Raw genomic sequence first — 14,520 nt, forward strand, 5'->3', positions numbered from 1 at the left:
GAGAGTGTTTATGTCTGAGGGAACTAATATTGAAATTGTTAAAGGAATACTGATCCCGCTTGCCTTGTATTTGGTGAAAAAAGGAATTGACTGGGTTGGTAAAATTCTAGGAAATCAACGACCTGAGAGAAAATACAGATTTGATAAAATATCCTCTGATAAGAAGGTGGATGTCCTTTCTAAAATTGATGGGTTAAAGGAAAAACCGCTAACACCACATATTATTGTACAAATGAAGCTTCTGTATGAACAGATCGGTATTTATCTTCCAGTGTGGCACTGCCATCAGTTAATTTCCTGTATGGCTTCTGAAAATATAAGCTCACTAGATATACGTCTAGGGTGCTTTCTAAAGAATACTATTATCGGTAAATATTCTGATGATGATTTTAGTGTTGATGATAAAGAAGTGAGTAAATCGTACGGGGTAGTTATATTATTTGGTGTGGTTTCTTTGCTTGTTTTTATTTACGCAGGAGTGACTACGGTGTATTCATTATGGAAACAGCAGGAAATAGGTTTGTTTATGGGGTTTTTATTGGCCTATTTTTTACTTGTTTTTATTGTTTTCATTAAGCTAGTAAGCCAAGTTGAAGATATATGGCAGGCTGTAAAATTTGGCCGTTTGTTTGACGATTGGCTCCATAGGAGTATTCAGAGCGATAATATTGATACATCCAACGAAATAACGTCTGACCCACCTGCATAATCCTGAGGATATCATGGAAGATTTAACCCTGCGTTATTACGACGCGGAAATGCGCTACCTGCGCGAAGCCGCCAAAGAATTTGCCCAGATCCACCCTGACCGAGCCGCTATGCTGGATCTGGATAAAGCAGGTATACCCGATCCGTATGTCGAACGTCTGTTCGAAGGCTTCGCCTTCTCGATGGGGCGGCTGCGGGAAAAGATTGACGACGACCTGCCGGAGTTGACTGAAGGGCTGGTCAGTATGCTCTGGCCACACTACCTGCGCACCATTCCGTCGCTCTCTGTAGTAGCGCTCACGCCGGCTCTCCATACCATGAAAATGGCGGAAGTCGTGCCTGCGGGTCTGGAAGTGTATTCCCGCCCGGTGGGGCCGAAGAACACCGTTTGCCGCTACTGCACCACTCAGGATGTGATGCTCAATCCGCTAAGCATCTCAGGCATCACCATGACCACTGAGCCTGATGGCCGCTCGTTGTTGCGGATGCGCTTTGCTTGCAGCAGTCAGGCTGACTGGTCGCATGCCGACCTCAGCCGTCTGAGCCTGTATCTCGGCGCAGATGAACCGGTCAGTAGTCATCTGCACCTGATGCTGACGAAACGCCAGGCGGCACTGTACATGCGCCTGCCCGGGCAGACCGACCGTATTCGCCTTGATGGGTATTTCTCGCCGGGCGGCTTTCGTGAAGAAGACGGTCTGTGGCCTAAAGGGGACACCGCGTTCAGTGGCTACCAACTGCTGCTGGAGTATTTCACCTTCCGGGACAAGTTTATGTTTGTCCACCTCAACGGGCTGGATGGCATTACGATCCCCTCAGGTGTGGCGTACTTTGATATTGAAGTGGTACTGAGCCAGCCATGGCCGTCAGATCTGCCGGTAACGGATGACGCCATTCGCTTGCATTGTGTACCCGTCATCAATCTGTTCACGCTGGAGGCAGATCCGCTCACCATTACGGGGCTTGAAAGCGAATACTTATTGCGCCCCAAACGGCTGCAGGACGGGCATACCGAAATTTACTCCGTCGACGCCGTGATGGGCTCTGGCCGTACCGGCGATGCCGAATATGTGCCGTTCAGCAGTTTCCGTCACAAAGGTGGGATGATGCGTCGCCAGGCGCCACCGCGTTACTACCACACCCGTGTTAAGCGCAGTGTCACCGGCCTGCATGATACCTGGCTGATCCTCGGAGGGCATCAGTGGGAGGACGAACGCGCTTTTGCCCGAGAAACGGTGTCATTGCGTATCACCGGCACTAATGGTCAGTTGCCGCGCCGGGCGCTGCAAAGCACACTGCTGGACCGCTGCGAACAGGTGGTGCAGACACCGCTGTCAGTGAAAAATCTCTGCAAGCCCACGCTGCCGGTTTACCCGCCTGCCGAAGACCGTTTTCACTGGCGGGTGCTGAGCCATCTGGGTTCCGGTTTCCTCAATATGATGAGCAGCGCGGAAGTGCTGCGTGGAACGCTGGCGCTTTATAACTGGCAGGATGATGAACTAAACACCCGTCGGCTGGATGCTATCCAGCGTGTTGCGCATCATCGTATTCAGCGCTTCGAGGGTGGTTTCCTGCTCCGGGGCCTGGATATAGAGGTGGCCCTTGACAGCAACGGCTTCACCGGTGAAGGCGATATTCATTTATTCGGGGAAATGCTCAACCGTTTCTTCGCGCTTTATGCCGACATGAACCAGTTTAATCAGCTCACCCTCATCGTTCAGCCAGAAGGAAAATGCATCCGGTGGAAAGAGAACCACAGTCAGCGCCTGCCCGGCTGATCGCGCAACTGGGTGACAGGTTGCCGTACATTAACTTTTATCGCTTCTGCCAGTTGCTGGAGCAAAGCCAGCCGGATAAACCGGTGGCCGGCAGCACCTGGCAGGTACGTCATGAGCCGGTGCGCTTCCGTCCGCATCCTGGAATGGGATTTCCGGCGTCCGAAATCAAAGCATTCGAGCCCGCTGAATACCCGCACCTGTCGCCTACGGTACGTATTACCTTTATGGGGCTCTACGGCGTGGAGTCGCCGCTGCCGACGCACTATATCGATGACATCACCCAGCGGCGGGAAGGCGTTGAGGCGACCGCTGATTTTCTCGATATTTTCAATCATCGCCTGATTACCCAGTATTACAGGATCTGGCGTAAATACTCTTACCCGGCGACGTTCAAGGCCGGAGGAAAGGACAAAACCTCACAGTATCTGCTGGGGTTGGCGGGGCTGGGGATTGATGGCTGTGCGGAAAATATCGCCACCCCTGCATCCCGCTTTCTGGCCCTGTTGCCGGTCATGCTGTTACCTGGTCGTACTGCGGAAGGCATGGCGTCACTGGTCAGCCTGCTGGCGCCGTATACCCGAGCGCAGATCTGGCACCATGATCGGCGAAGGGTGCCGTTGAAAAAACAGTTGGCTATGAGCGTGCGGCAGCCGGTTAGTCTGAAGGGGCGCCCGGTGATGGGGGCTTACGCAACCGATGTTAACAGCCAGGTGCTGATGCGCCTCACCACGACCAGCCGGCAAGAAGTGCAGGGCTGGCTGCCGGGAGGGAATTTGCACACGGACCTGTTGGCGTTGCTGCATGTTTATCTGGGCGCTCGTCTGGATGTACGCCTGCAACTGTGTGTCGGCAGAAGCCTGCTTCCCGATGCCCAGATGCGCAGTGCTTCGGGGGCATCGGGCGGGCAATTGGGCCGTACGGCGGTGATGAGGCCGCTTAAGGCTGCCGAAACGCAAGCAGACAAGGCAATCATTATCAATCTGGGGCGTTACGAGCGCGTTCAGGAGAATATTCACCGAAGGGAGATCGATGAACATGGCGATTACCGCTGGTAGGGCCCCATTACTTATTCTGGTATCCGGGTTCACTCTGCTGCTTGCTGGCTGTGGGCTAACGCAGAAGGTCACCGAGGGTACCGTGGCCGTGACCAAATCCATATTCTACAAGCAGGTGAAGACTCTGCATCTTGATATTCAGGCCCGCGAGGCCGTCAACAGCAATGCTGGTGGTGTTGCGCTCTCCACGGTGATTCGTATCTATCAGTTAAAGGATCGGAAGGCCTTTGACAGTACAGATTATCCGTCACTGTTTGCTAGTGATAGCCAGGCCATTAAAGCGGATTGGCTGGCGGAAAAAGATGTTCGCCTTACCCCCGGCGGGGCCGTGACGGTAGATATGCCGATGGAAGAGGGCGCTCGGTATGTGGCTGTGGCGGGCATGTTTATCTCGCCAGACCTGGTGAATAATACCTGGCGCATCGTGCTGGCCCGCGATGAGCTCGATCCGGATAAGGCCAGGATTATCGAGGCCGCTAATAACAGCCTGGCGCTGAAACCTGTGAAGGATGAGTAAAATGCCGCGTCCTTCACTCTACGAAATACTCTACGGCAATTTCTCCGGCGGCCTGGATCTTCATCAGGTCAGCGAACAAAACCAGGTGATCCTGTCGGTGCTGGACAATATGCAGCGTATTCTTAATTGCCGTGCCGGCACGCTGGCGCATCTGCCGGATTATGGTCTGCCGGATATGACCAAAATTCTGCAGGGGATGCCTGGCACCAGCCATCAACTGATGAGCACGCTGTCCGCCGTTTTGCTGAAATACGAGCCGCGGCTAAAAGAAATCAGCGTAGTGCTGCTGGAGCAAACACAACCCGGCGAGCTGCGCTATGCCATTGAGGCCGAACTGAAAGGTTTGGGCCTGGTCCGCTACGGCACCGAATTTATGCCCGAGGGCAAGATATTGCTGCGCTACCTGAAACAGCAACACTATCTGGCCCCGCGAGCTGCGCTGTAACGGTCTTTTTTCTCACCTTAATCATCACTCATAATCATCATGACACACATATCCGAACGCCATCTCAGAACCGGCGGGGATCCGCGCACGTTTGCGGATTACGTCCTCCTGCGCGACGAGCTGAACAAACTGGTGCATCCTGCGCGCCCCGATGTAAATTGGCATTATGCCGAAAAGCTCTGCCTCAGCCTGTTTGAACATAATGGCATTGAGCTTCAAACTGCCGCCTGGTATACGCTGGCGCGCACTCAGATTGCCGGGCTGACGGGGCTGAACGAAGGGTTGTCCATTCTGGAAGCACTGATTACCCGGCAATGGGGAAGCCTGTGGCCGCAGCAGGTACATGCCCGTATCGAGATCCTGTTTTCGCTAAATAAACGCCTGCAGCAACAGCTGCGTACCATGACGCTGATTTACGCCGATCTGGGCGCGCTGTACCAGGCGGAAAAACATCTTGCTAACGTTGGCGAAGCCCTGCAGCGCCTGGAATTGCGGCATCAGGCGGGGCTTGATGTGTTGCGTCAGTTGCTTCACACCGCCGCCGTTCGTCTGGAAAATAGCGATGCTGGCACCGCGGCTTCACCGCCCGTCGTTCTGGCGCCAACCGCGGTGATGCCTGGGGAAAATGCCCAGGCCGCGTCGCCCAGGTGGGTATACGTGGTGCAGCCGGCGCCGGAACCGCGGATTAACGTGGCGCCCGCCCGGCCGGTAAAACCCTGGAAACCGTTTGCGGCTGGCGTGTTGGTCACGTTGATAGTTGGGGCTACAGCCCTATGGGGCGCACACCGCCTGGCCGAAAACCCGGTGCAGAAAGTGCTGATGGCCACAGTGGCGCCATTGCCTGCCGTCTTACCTGATGACGCCCTGAAAGCGATGCAGAAGACCGCGCCGGGTTTTGATCCGGTATGGTTGGCGCAGGCGCAACGGCAACTGGAACTGCTTCCCACGCTGTCGCCGGCCTGGCTCTGGGATTACGGGAGCGGGCTGGTTCACCAGGCTCAGCGCCTTTGGCCGAACCAACCGGAAACGGCCGCTCTCACCCGGCAGTGGCAACAGCAACTGGCCGCTGCGGCGGCGTTACCCGCCAGCCTGGACGGTTGGCATCAGGGTATGGCGCAGTTGCAACAACTGGCCCATCGTCTCAACGGCCTGGATGAAAAGAAAGGGAAATACATGACGGTCAGCGAACTCAAATCGCAGGTTTTTTCCATCACTCAGGCCCTGAACCGGACGGTGCCGGTAGAGGAGCAACTGCGCCAGTTGGCCGCACAGCCGGCGAACAGCCCGGCATCGGCAGCCCTGCGCGCGCAGACGGAACTGCACTTGAAACAGCTGATGGCCGGTTTTACCCAGCAGACTCAGGAAGTGCAACAGTCCGCGCCGTTGCCATGAAAACCGGCAGCGATTGCTGGCAGATAATGTGTGTGATGCGTGAGGGTTAACTTCGGAATCAGGATGAGCAATAACAGAAAGGTGTGGGGATTAATCGTGCTCATGGGTATTGATTTTGCTGTGGTGAGCGGCCTTCGCCACAAGGTAGCGGCAGCAAAATGGTGTCCCCGACTGGAATCGAACCAGTAACTAGCCCTTAGGAGGGGCTTGTTATATCCGTTTAACTACGGGGACGCGCCAGCAGAAAAAGCGTGCTGGCGGGCATTATACCTTTTTTTACCGGCATAATAAGCGTTTAGCAGTGCGTTTGCTTATTCCCTCGCCAATCGGCCCGGATTTGGCGGCTGAAAGCGTATAGGGTTACGGTTTTTGCGCTTTGCCGGCCTGCTTTTTCGCCGCCCTGGCCGCGTGGCGCAGATCGTTACGGATCTGCACATGGCTCAGCAGGGCGAAAATAAAGGTGCCGCCGATGATATTGCCTGCCAGCGTTGGGATGGCGAACGGGTAGAAAAAGGCTTGCCAGGGCAGTGCGCCGGTAAACACCAGATACAGGATCTCGGCCGAACCCGCCACAATGTGGGTAAGGTTGCAAATCCCCATCAGATAAACCATCAGCACGATCACCCAAATTTTCGCCGCGCCGGCGGCGGGCAGCATCCACACCATGGTCGCGATGATCCAGCCGGCAAGAATACCGTCGGCGAACATTTGCGTCGGTGAGTTATGCATCACCTCTTCCGCCAGGGCGACAAACGCCTTGCGCACCCCGTCATCCAGAATCGGCATATGGATAAACGCCAGCGCCGCCAGGGCGGTGCCGAACAGGTTGCCCACCAGCACCAGCCCCCAAAGCCGTGAGAGAATCAACACATTGCGTGGCGTCGGCCGGTGCATCACCGGCAAAACTGCAGTCACCGTGTTCTCGGTAAATAGCTGTTGGCGCGCCATGATGACGATAACAAATCCAAAGGTGTAGCCGATGTTTTCAATAAAGAAACGGCTTGGGTCATCGGGCAGGCGGGCGTGAAAAATGCCTTTTCCCATCAGCGAAGCCGCCATCGAAATCCCGGCGGCGACGGCAGACCACAACAGTGCCTGCCAGTCGCGCTCCAACTCTTTTTCACCTTCCATGCGGATTTGTTCATGCACTGCGGCGGCGCGGGAAGGCAGGTTCTCTTCTTTTACTTCGATATCCGTTTTGCCTTCGTCATGCTCTTTGCTTTCAACTTTTAGCGCATCGATGCCCTTGCCCGTGCGTGGCTCGTTATCATTCATACTTCTCTCCCTAAACATCTCGCCCCATTCAGCAATCAGCCATGGGCATTCATTTATTAATCACGCAGTAACAGCCAATACAGGCTAAGCATAGTTGCTGACCGGCGTTGTGCTAAACTTTATGAAAAGTAACAAAATTTTAATTTGCGTGTTTTTCCCGTGCAGAATTGATCTGAATCGTAATATTACCCCCAACGGAGTAGCGCTTGGCTGTACCGCAGGCTACGTCGGCCAAATTGCTTATGCTATGATTCCTTCTCCCTGAAATTAACGTTGAGTTTTCCCCATGCTGGAAGCCAAAAACCTGAGTTGTGTGCGTGACGAACGCACGTTATTTAGCGGGTTAAGCTTTTCAGTTAACCCTGGCGACATTGTTCAGGTGGAAGGGGCGAATGGCGCTGGCAAAACCAGCCTGCTGCGCATCCTGGCCGGGCTGGCGCGGCCAGAGCAGGGCGAGGTTCACTGGCGCGGGAAAAACACGTTGCGCAACCGCGCGGCCTATTATCAGGAACTGCTGTTTATCGGCCACCAGCCGGGCATCAAGGCCACGCTCACCGCGTTTGAAAACCTGCAGTTTTATCAGGCGGTGCATCAGCGGCCCGATACCCCACGCATTTGGCAAGCCCTGGCGCAAGTAGGGCTGGTGGGCTACGAAGATATACCGGTGGCGCAGCTTTCTGCTGGCCAGCAACGGCGCGTCGCGCTGGCGCGGCTGTGGTTGAGCGCCTGCCCGCTGTGGATTTTGGACGAGCCGCTAACGGCGATTGATAAACAGGGCGTTACCGAATTGATTGCGCTTTTTGAGCAACATGCCCGGCAGGGCGGGATGGTAGTGTTAACCACTCATCAGGCATTGATGGGCGTTACACAAACGGTGGGTAAAATCCGGCTGGCGGCAACGTTCGCGGAGTCAGTCTGATGTTCTTGCTGGTGTTGCGCCGTGAGTTGAAAATCGCCTTCCGTAAAGGCGCAGAGATTGTTAACCCGCTGTGGTTCTTTCTGATTGTCATCACGCTGTTCCCCTTAGGGATCGGCCCTGAGCCACAGCTGTTGGCGCGGATCGCGCCGGGCATTATCTGGGTTGCCGCGCTCCTGGCAGCGCTGTTGTCGCTGGAGCGCCTGTTCCGCGATGATTTTCTCGACGGCTCCCTGGAGCAGTTGCTGCTGTTGCCGGCGCCGCTGCCGCTAACGGCATTGGGCAAAGTATGCGCTCACTGGGTGGTAACTGGGTTACCGTTGTTGGTGCTTTCCCCGTTGGTGGCGCTGTTGTTGTCGCTGGATATGCATACCTGGCTGGCGGTGGCGTTAACCCTGCTGTTAGGCACGCCAACGTTAAGCCTGGTTGGCGCGATCGGCGTGGCGCTGACGGTCGGGCTGCGCAAGGGCGGAGTGCTGCTGAGCCTGCTGGTGCTGCCGCTGTTCATCCCCGTGTTGATCTTCGCGACCGCGGCGATCGATGCCGCGGCCACTGGGATGGCGATTGATGGCTACCTGGCGTTACTGGGCGCGATGCTGGCAGGCAGCGCCACCCTGGCACCGTTCGCTATTGCGGCGGCCTTGCGCGTAAGCGTGCACTGACAGACTGATTCAATTATGGATTAACGCCACCAAGAGCGTATTCCGTCGCATATGAAGGTTGCACGCTCCGGCTGGCGGGGCGGCCTACCGTATTAATGTTAATGTGAGCAATGACGACAATGTGGAAATGGTTACATCAATTTGCCCGGCCAGAGCGGCTTTACCACATCTGTGGCCGCTGGGTTCCCTGGCTGGGGCTGGCAGGGGCGGCATGTCTGCTGCTGGGCTGGGCATGGGGCTTTGGCTTTGCCCCCAGGGATTATCAGCAGGGCGACAGTTTCCGCATCATGTATATCCATGTGCCGGCGGCAATGTGGTCAATGGGCGTCTATGCCGCCATGGCGGTTGCGGCGTTCATCGGCCTGGTGTGGCAGATGAAAATGTCCGATACCCTGGTGGCGGCGATGGCCCCGGTGGGCGCGGTGTTTACCTTTATCGCGTTGGTTACCGGCTCGGCATGGGGCAAACCGATGTGGGGCACTTGGTGGGTGTGGGATGCCCGCCTCACCTCGGAACTGGTGCTGCTGTTCCTCTATATGGGCATCATTGCGTTGTATAACGCCTTTGACGATCGTCGCCTGGCCGGGCGCGCAGCCGGTATTTTGGTGCTGGTTGGGGTGGTCAACATTCCCATTATCCATTTCTCCGTCGAATGGTGGAATACGCTCCACCAGGGCTCCACCAACATGCAGCAGAGCATTGCGCCGAGTATGCGCACGCCGCTGCGCTGGGCGATCCTCGGTTACCTGCTGTTTTTTATTACGCTGACGCTGATGCGCTTGCGTAACCTGATTTTATCGCAAGAAAGCCGCCGCCCGTGGGTTGCCGCGTTGGTTAACAAGGAGCGCCGATCATGAGTGCCGCATTCGATTCCTGGGCGGCGTTTTTCGCCATGGGCGGTTATGCCTTCTACGTTTGGCTGGCGGTCGCCGCCACCTTAATCCCACTGCTGGGCCTGGTTTGCCACACCCTGTGGCAACGCCGGCAACTGCTGGCCGAAGTTCGCCGCCGCCAGGCGCGTGAACAACGTATCCGCCAATCCGCGCCGCAGGCCGCCAATCAGCCGGAGAAATCATTGTGAACCCACGCCGCAAAAGCCGCCTGTATTTGGTGCTGGTGGTCTTGATCGGCGTTGCGCTGACGGCAACGCTGGTGCTGTATGCGCTGCGCAGTAATATCGATCTGTTCTACACCCCCGGCGAGATCCTGCAGGGCAAAGGCGAAAGCCATCAAAAACCCTATGTTGGCCAGCGCTTACGTATCGGCGGGATGGTGATGCCGGGATCGGTGAAGCGCGATCCGCAAAGCCTGAAGGTCACGTTCAAAATCTACGATGCCCGCGGCGCCATCGATGTTACCTATGAAGGCATTCTGCCGGATCTGTTCCGCGAAGGGCAGGGTGTGGTGGCCCAGGGCGTGCTGGGCGAAGGTAACGTGGTCAATGCGCGTGAAGTGCTGGCTAAACACGATGAAAACTACACCCCGCCGGAGGTGGCCGACGCCATGAAAGAAAATCACCAGGGCCCGGCCGCCGCCTATCGCAGCCCGCAACAGGGGAACACGCCATGATGCCTGAGCTGGGCAGTTTTCTGCTGTGTCTGGCGTTGGCGCTGGCACTCCTACTGAGCATTTACCCGCAGTGGGGCGCGGTGCGTCAGGACGTGCGCATGATGAACGTTGCGCGCCCGCTCACTTACGGCATGTTTGCGGCCATTGCACTGGCCTTTCTCTGTCTGGTGTATGCGTTTGTCGCCAATGATTTCACCGTGGCGTATGTGGCGGCCAACTCCAACAGCCAGTTGCCGGTGTATTACCGCATTGCCGCCACCTGGGGGGCGCATGAAGGTTCGCTGCTGCTGTGGGTGCTGCTGCTGAGCGGCTGGTCGCTGGCCGTGGCGCTGTGCAGCCGCCGCATGCCGCAGGATGCGGTGGCGCGCGTGCTGGCGGTGATGGGGATGATCAGCGTCGGTTTTTTGCTGTTCATCATCCTGACTTCCAACCCTTTCACCCGCACGCTGCCGGCATTCCCGATTGACGGGCGCGATCTGAATCCGCTGCTGCAGGATATCGGCCTAATCTTCCATCCGCCGCTGCTGTATATGGGCTACGTGGGGTTCTCGGTCGCCTTTGCCTTCGCCATCGCCTCCCTGATGGCCGGCCGGCTGGATACCGCCTGGGCCCGTTGGTCGCGCCCCTGGACCACCGCCGCCTGGGTGTTCCTGACGCTGGGCATCGTGTTGGGTTCGGCCTGGGCCTATTATGAGCTGGGCTGGGGCGGCTGGTGGTTCTGGGATCCAGTGGAAAACGCCTCGTTTATGCCGTGGCTGGTCGGCACCGCACTGATCCACTCGTTGGCGGTAACCGAAAAGCGCGGCACTTTTAAGGCCTGGACGGTGTTACTGGCGATCACGGCTTTCTCGCTGTGCCTGCTTGGCACCTTCCTGGTGCGCTCCGGGGTGCTGGTTTCCGTGCACTCGTTCGCCTCCGATCCGGCGCGCGGCATGTTTATTCTGGCTTATCTGGTGATCGTCATCGGGGGCTCGCTGCTGCTGTATGCGATAAAAGGCGGCCAGGTGCGCAGCCGGGTGCAGCATGAAACCTTCTCGCGTGAAACCTTCCTGTTGGGCAACAATGTGCTGCTGGTTGCCGCCATGCTGGTGGTGCTGCTTGGCACGCTGTTGCCGCTGGTGCATAAACAACTTGGCCTGGGCAGCATTTCTGTCGGCGAACCTTTCTTTAATACCATGTTCACCTGGCTGATGGCGCCGTTGGCGCTGTTGCTGGGCATTGGGCCGCTGGTGCGATGGCGCCGTGACGATCCGGCCACGCTCTGGCGCCGTCTGGGTGCGGCGCTGGTGGTGACGCTGGCGTTATCGATCCTGTTGCCGTGGCTGTTGCAAGACAGCATCGCTGGCATGACGGTGGTGGGCCTGGTGATGGCGTTTTGGGTGATCGTTCTGTCGCTGGTGGAACTGCACGAGCGCGCTACCCACCGCCATAGCTTCTGGCGCGGCCTGTGCCACCTATCGCGCAGCCACTGGGGCATGGTGCTGGGGCACCTTGGCGTGGCGGTCACGGTGATCGGCATCGCCTTCAGCCAGAACTATAGCGTTGAACGCGACGTGCGCATGAAGGCCGGCGATAGCGTGGATATTCATGATTATCACTTTATCTTCCGCGACGTGCATGAGATCCGCGGGCCGAACTATACCGGCGGCGTCGGCATTATCGATGTAACGCGCAACGGCAAGCCGGAAGCCACCTTGCATGCTGAAAAACGCTATTACAACGTGGCGCGCAGTATGATGACCGAAGCGGCCATCGACGGCAATCTGGCGCGCGATCTGTACGCAGCGTTGGGCGAAGAGCTGGGTGACGGCGCCTGGGCCGTTCGCCTGTATTACAAACCCTTTGTACGTTGGATCTGGTACGGCGGGGTGTTGATGGCGCTTGGCGGCCTGCTGTGTATTTTAGATCCGCGCTACCGCATGAGCCGCAAACAGCAACGCCGGAGCGCATCAGGGGAGCAGGCATGAAGCGTAAACTGTTATTCATTCCATTGATGCTGTTTTTGCTGCTGGTGGCGGCGTTTCTAGTGCAACTGGCGCGTAATGCCAGCGGGGAGGATCCCACTCTGCTGGAATCGGCATTGATCGGCAAACCGGTGCCGGTGTTCACGCTGGAATCGCTCGATCAACCAGGAAAGACCTATAGCCAGGCGGTGTTGCGCAACGGCAAGCCGATACTGCTTAATGTCTGGGCGACCTGGTGCCCAACCTGCCGGGCGGAACATGAGTATTTAAATAGCCTGGCGGTTAAAGGCGTGCGCGTGGTGGGCCTTAACTACAAGGACGATCGCGCCAAAGCGATTGCCTGGCTGAACACCTTGGGCAATCCGTATGCGATCAGCCTGTACGACGGCGACGGTATGTTGGGGCTGGATCTGGGCGTCTACGGCGCGCCGGAAACCTTCCTGATCGACGGCCAGGGTATTATCCGCTATCGCCACGCCGGCGATCTGAACGAGCGCGTCTGGCAGCAGGAAGTGCTGCCGCTGTACCGTAAATACGGGGGTGATGCATGAGGCTGGTCGTGCTGATGTGTGCCGCGCTGTTGAGTTGGAACGCCGCCGCCGCGATTGACACCTATAAGTTCAAATCGGTGGAGCAAGAGCAGCAGTACCGTGAGCTGACGGAGCAGTTGCGTTGCCCGAAATGCCAAAACAACAGCATTGCCGATTCCAACGCCATCATCGCCGCGGATATGCGCACCAAGGTTTATGAGCTGATGATGCAAGGGCAGAGCAAACAGCAGATCATTGATTACATGGTGGCTCGCTACGGCAACTTTGTGACCTATCAGCCGCCGCTGACGCCGGCGACGCTGGTTTTGTGGCTCGGGCCGCTGCTGTTTGTGCTGATCGGCGGCGCGGTGGTGATAACACGCAGCCGCCGCCGCGCCGCTAGCGATAACGATGATATCTCCGAGCAGGAGCGGCAGCGTTTGGCGGCGCTGCTGGACGACACTGACAGGAAGAAACCCTAATGGCTTTTTGGCTGATAATGATCGCGCTGCTGGTAGGCGCCGCGCTGTTGCTGGTGGTGCCGGCGCTGCGGCAGGCACCGCGGGATGGCGCCGCCAGCCGTGACGCACTCAACAAGGCGTTTTATCAGGATCGCCTGCAAGAGCTGGCGCAGGACGAAGAACAGGGCGTGGTCGCCGAGCGCCCGGCGCTGATCAAAGAATTACAGCAAAATCTGCTGAATGACATTCCCAATCAACAGGCGGAGCAGGCGCGGCCGATCAACCGCTGGGCGCTGGCGCCGGGCGTGCTGCTGCTGGTGGTGGTTACGGTGGGGCTGTACCTTAAAACCGGCGGTCTGGCGCAGGTGCTGGCCTGGCAGCAGGTGAGCGCCGAGCTGCCGGCGCTGCGTGAACGCCTGACCGATGAGCATGCCGCCCCGTTGAATATGGAAGAGATCGCCCGGCTGGGGTTGGGGCTGCGTACCGCATTGCAGCATGACGATCGCAATATCAACGACTGGATGATGTTGGGGCGGATCGGCGTGGCGCTGAACAATGCGACAACGGCGACCCAGGCGTTTGCTCATGCTTATCGACTGGATCCGAATAATCCGGAAGTGAGTCTGGGCTATGCTGAAGTCTTGACGCGTTCCAACGATCCAGAGGATAACAGGCAGGCTGCCGTTTTACTGCGCAAACGGGTCGCAGAGGATAGTAGCGATCTGCGAGCGCGCAGCCTGCTGGCGTTTAATGCCTTTGAGCAGGGCGACTACCCGCAGGCAATAGCGGCCTGGCAGCAAATGCTGCCGCTGTTGCCGGCTGGCGATCGCCGTATCGACATGGTCAAGCGCAGTATTGAACAAGCAAAAATACAGGCAGGCGGAGAAACTGTTAAACTTGTCGTCAATGTGGCGCTGTCGCCGCAGGCTGAAAAGGCACTGCCGCAGCAAGGCGTGCTGGTTATTTCGGTCACTGATGGTAATAATTCGTTACCGGTTGCGGTAAAACAGTTACCTTTAAGCCGTTTCCCGCTGTCATTTTCATTGGATGACAGTAACGCCATGATGCCGGAACGGCTGCTTTCCGCCCTGCATCAGGTGCAGGTGCGCGTCCGTATTTCACAGGCCGGCCTTGCCACCCCGCAGCTAGGGGAGTGGTTTGGCGAAAGCGCCGTGCAGGGCTTTAATGGTAAAGGGCAGATTAACGTTCAGATAGATAAGCAACTTCCCTGAAAGAGAAACTGAACGT

16 protein-coding genes and 1 tRNA gene are annotated in these 14,520 nt (G+C 57.3%); 15 read left to right on the plus strand and 2 right to left on the minus strand.

Annotated elements, in window-relative coordinates:
• The first annotated feature begins 10 nt into the window (after nucleotides 1-10).
• From AC559G_RS03010 to AC559G_RS03035, 6 genes are read left to right on the plus strand one after another with little or no spacing between them, the layout of a single operon-like run.
• A complete protein-coding gene (locus AC559G_RS03010; RefSeq protein ID WP_498911189.1) occupies nucleotides 11-709 on the plus strand; it encodes a hypothetical protein in 699 nt (232 codons plus the stop codon).
• A gap of 13 nt (nucleotides 710-722) precedes the next feature.
• Nucleotides 723-2,486 (plus strand): type VI secretion system baseplate subunit TssF, encoded by a 1,764-nt coding sequence (tssF, locus tag AC559G_RS03015; protein ID WP_498911191.1) that lies wholly within the window; start codon nucleotides 723-725, stop codon nucleotides 2,484-2,486.
• Nucleotides 2,441-3,541 (plus strand): type VI secretion system baseplate subunit TssG, encoded by a 1,101-nt coding sequence (gene tssG / locus AC559G_RS03020; RefSeq protein ID WP_498911193.1) that lies wholly within the window; start codon nucleotides 2,441-2,443, stop codon nucleotides 3,539-3,541. The genes tssF and tssG overlap by 46 nt, the downstream gene beginning before the upstream one ends.
• On the plus strand, nucleotides 3,522-4,058 hold the full coding sequence (tssJ, locus tag AC559G_RS03025) for a type VI secretion system lipoprotein TssJ (RefSeq protein WP_121525498.1): 537 nt from the start codon (nucleotides 3,522-3,524) through the stop codon (nucleotides 4,056-4,058). The genes tssG and tssJ overlap by 20 nt, the downstream gene beginning before the upstream one ends.
• Nucleotide 4,059: 1 nt before the next feature.
• Nucleotides 4,060-4,503 carry a type VI secretion system baseplate subunit TssE gene (gene tssE / locus AC559G_RS03030; protein ID WP_498911195.1) on the plus strand — a complete coding sequence of 148 codons (444 nt, stop codon included), beginning with the start codon at nucleotides 4,060-4,062 and terminating at the stop codon, nucleotides 4,501-4,503.
• Between the two features lie 39 nt (nucleotides 4,504-4,542).
• Nucleotides 4,543-5,895: a VasL domain-containing protein gene (locus tag AC559G_RS03035; protein WP_498911197.1), complete on the plus strand. Its 1,353-nt coding sequence runs from the start codon at nucleotides 4,543-4,545 to the stop codon at nucleotides 5,893-5,895.
• Nucleotides 5,896-6,054: 159 nt separating this feature from the next.
• Here AC559G_RS03035 and AC559G_RS03040 read toward each other — a convergent pair.
• Together AC559G_RS03040 and AC559G_RS03045 are read right to left on the minus strand one after the other, a co-directional pair.
• A tRNA-Arg gene (locus tag AC559G_RS03040) sits at nucleotides 6,055-6,129 on the minus strand.
• Between the two features lie 126 nt (nucleotides 6,130-6,255).
• Nucleotides 6,256-7,170: a formate/nitrite transporter family protein gene (locus tag AC559G_RS03045; RefSeq protein WP_498911199.1), complete on the minus strand. Its 915-nt coding sequence runs from the start codon at nucleotides 7,168-7,170 to the stop codon at nucleotides 6,256-6,258.
• Between the two features lie 286 nt (nucleotides 7,171-7,456).
• Between AC559G_RS03045 and ccmA the strand changes: the two genes are divergently transcribed.
• The 9 genes from ccmA to ccmI all read left to right on the plus strand — a co-directional run bounded on the left by ccmA (nucleotide 7,457) and on the right by ccmI (nucleotide 14,504).
• Complete coding sequence (gene ccmA / locus AC559G_RS03050; RefSeq protein WP_498911201.1) at nucleotides 7,457-8,089, plus strand: cytochrome c biogenesis heme-transporting ATPase CcmA; 633 nt, start codon at nucleotides 7,457-7,459, stop codon at nucleotides 8,087-8,089.
• Nucleotides 8,089-8,748: a heme exporter protein CcmB gene (gene ccmB / locus AC559G_RS03055; protein ID WP_121555835.1), complete on the plus strand. Its 660-nt coding sequence runs from the start codon at nucleotides 8,089-8,091 to the stop codon at nucleotides 8,746-8,748. The genes ccmA and ccmB overlap by 1 nt, the downstream gene beginning before the upstream one ends.
• A 119-nt stretch (nucleotides 8,749-8,867) precedes the next feature.
• The gene (locus AC559G_RS03060; protein WP_498911202.1) at nucleotides 8,868-9,605 is read left to right on the plus strand and encodes a heme ABC transporter permease; all 738 of its coding nucleotides are present in this window, start codon (nucleotides 8,868-8,870) and stop codon (nucleotides 9,603-9,605) included.
• Nucleotides 9,602-9,829 carry a heme exporter protein CcmD gene (gene ccmD, locus AC559G_RS03065; protein ID WP_498911204.1) on the plus strand — a complete coding sequence of 76 codons (228 nt, stop codon included), beginning with the start codon at nucleotides 9,602-9,604 and terminating at the stop codon, nucleotides 9,827-9,829. Before AC559G_RS03060 ends, ccmD begins: the two co-directional genes overlap by 4 nt.
• Nucleotides 9,826-10,317, plus strand: a complete 492-nt coding sequence (gene ccmE, locus AC559G_RS03070) for a cytochrome c maturation protein CcmE (protein WP_498911206.1) — start codon at nucleotides 9,826-9,828, stop codon at nucleotides 10,315-10,317. Before ccmD ends, ccmE begins: the two co-directional genes overlap by 4 nt.
• A complete protein-coding gene (locus AC559G_RS03075; protein WP_498911208.1) occupies nucleotides 10,314-12,284 on the plus strand; it encodes a heme lyase CcmF/NrfE family subunit in 1,971 nt (656 codons plus the stop codon). The genes ccmE and AC559G_RS03075 overlap by 4 nt, the downstream gene beginning before the upstream one ends.
• Nucleotides 12,281-12,832, plus strand: coding sequence for a thioredoxin domain-containing protein (locus tag AC559G_RS03080; RefSeq protein WP_498911210.1), 552 nt, complete (start codon nucleotides 12,281-12,283; stop codon nucleotides 12,830-12,832). The genes AC559G_RS03075 and AC559G_RS03080 overlap by 4 nt, the downstream gene beginning before the upstream one ends.
• On the plus strand, nucleotides 12,829-13,293 hold the full coding sequence (locus tag AC559G_RS03085) for a cytochrome c-type biogenesis protein (RefSeq protein ID WP_121555832.1): 465 nt from the start codon (nucleotides 12,829-12,831) through the stop codon (nucleotides 13,291-13,293). Before AC559G_RS03080 ends, AC559G_RS03085 begins: the two co-directional genes overlap by 4 nt.
• The gene (gene ccmI / locus AC559G_RS03090; RefSeq protein ID WP_498911212.1) at nucleotides 13,293-14,504 is read left to right on the plus strand and encodes a c-type cytochrome biogenesis protein CcmI; all 1,212 of its coding nucleotides are present in this window, start codon (nucleotides 13,293-13,295) and stop codon (nucleotides 14,502-14,504) included. Before AC559G_RS03085 ends, ccmI begins: the two co-directional genes overlap by 1 nt.
• Nucleotides 14,505-14,520 lie beyond the last annotated feature (16 nt).

Source organism: Gibbsiella greigii (genome assembly GCF_039540155.1).
GTDB classification, from domain to species: domain Bacteria; phylum Pseudomonadota; class Gammaproteobacteria; order Enterobacterales; family Enterobacteriaceae; genus Gibbsiella; species Gibbsiella quercinecans.

What these genes read in the sequence shown, in the direction of transcription:
- AC559G_RS03035 (WP_498911197.1), top strand. Translation starts at nt 4,543, where the DNA reads ATGACACACATATCCGAACGCCATCTCAGAACCGGCGGGGATCCGCGC.
- tssE (WP_498911195.1), top strand. Translation starts at nt 4,060, where the DNA reads ATGCCGCGTCCTTCACTCTACGAAATACTCTACGGCAATTTCTCCGGC.
- ccmA (WP_498911201.1), top strand. Translation starts at nt 7,457, where the DNA reads ATGCTGGAAGCCAAAAACCTGAGTTGTGTGCGTGACGAACGCACGTTA.
- AC559G_RS03085 (WP_121555832.1), top strand. Translation starts at nt 12,829, where the DNA reads ATGAGGCTGGTCGTGCTGATGTGTGCCGCGCTGTTGAGTTGGAACGCC.
- tssJ (WP_121525498.1), top strand. Translation starts at nt 3,522, where the DNA reads ATGGCGATTACCGCTGGTAGGGCCCCATTACTTATTCTGGTATCCGGG.
- AC559G_RS03045 (WP_498911199.1), bottom strand. Translation starts at nt 7,170, where the DNA reads ATGAATGATAACGAGCCACGCACGGGCAAGGGCATCGATGCGCTAAAA.
- ccmB (WP_121555835.1), top strand. Translation starts at nt 8,089, where the DNA reads ATGTTCTTGCTGGTGTTGCGCCGTGAGTTGAAAATCGCCTTCCGTAAA.
- AC559G_RS03080 (WP_498911210.1), top strand. Translation starts at nt 12,281, where the DNA reads ATGAAGCGTAAACTGTTATTCATTCCATTGATGCTGTTTTTGCTGCTG.
- AC559G_RS03075 (WP_498911208.1), top strand. Translation starts at nt 10,314, where the DNA reads ATGATGCCTGAGCTGGGCAGTTTTCTGCTGTGTCTGGCGTTGGCGCTG.
- AC559G_RS03010 (WP_498911189.1), top strand. Translation starts at nt 11, where the DNA reads ATGTCTGAGGGAACTAATATTGAAATTGTTAAAGGAATACTGATCCCG.
- ccmD (WP_498911204.1), top strand. Translation starts at nt 9,602, where the DNA reads ATGAGTGCCGCATTCGATTCCTGGGCGGCGTTTTTCGCCATGGGCGGT.
- AC559G_RS03060 (WP_498911202.1), top strand. Translation starts at nt 8,868, where the DNA reads ATGTGGAAATGGTTACATCAATTTGCCCGGCCAGAGCGGCTTTACCAC.
- tssF (WP_498911191.1), top strand. Translation starts at nt 723, where the DNA reads ATGGAAGATTTAACCCTGCGTTATTACGACGCGGAAATGCGCTACCTG.
- tssG (WP_498911193.1), top strand. Translation starts at nt 2,441, where the DNA reads ATGCATCCGGTGGAAAGAGAACCACAGTCAGCGCCTGCCCGGCTGATC.
- ccmI (WP_498911212.1), top strand. Translation starts at nt 13,293, where the DNA reads ATGGCTTTTTGGCTGATAATGATCGCGCTGCTGGTAGGCGCCGCGCTG.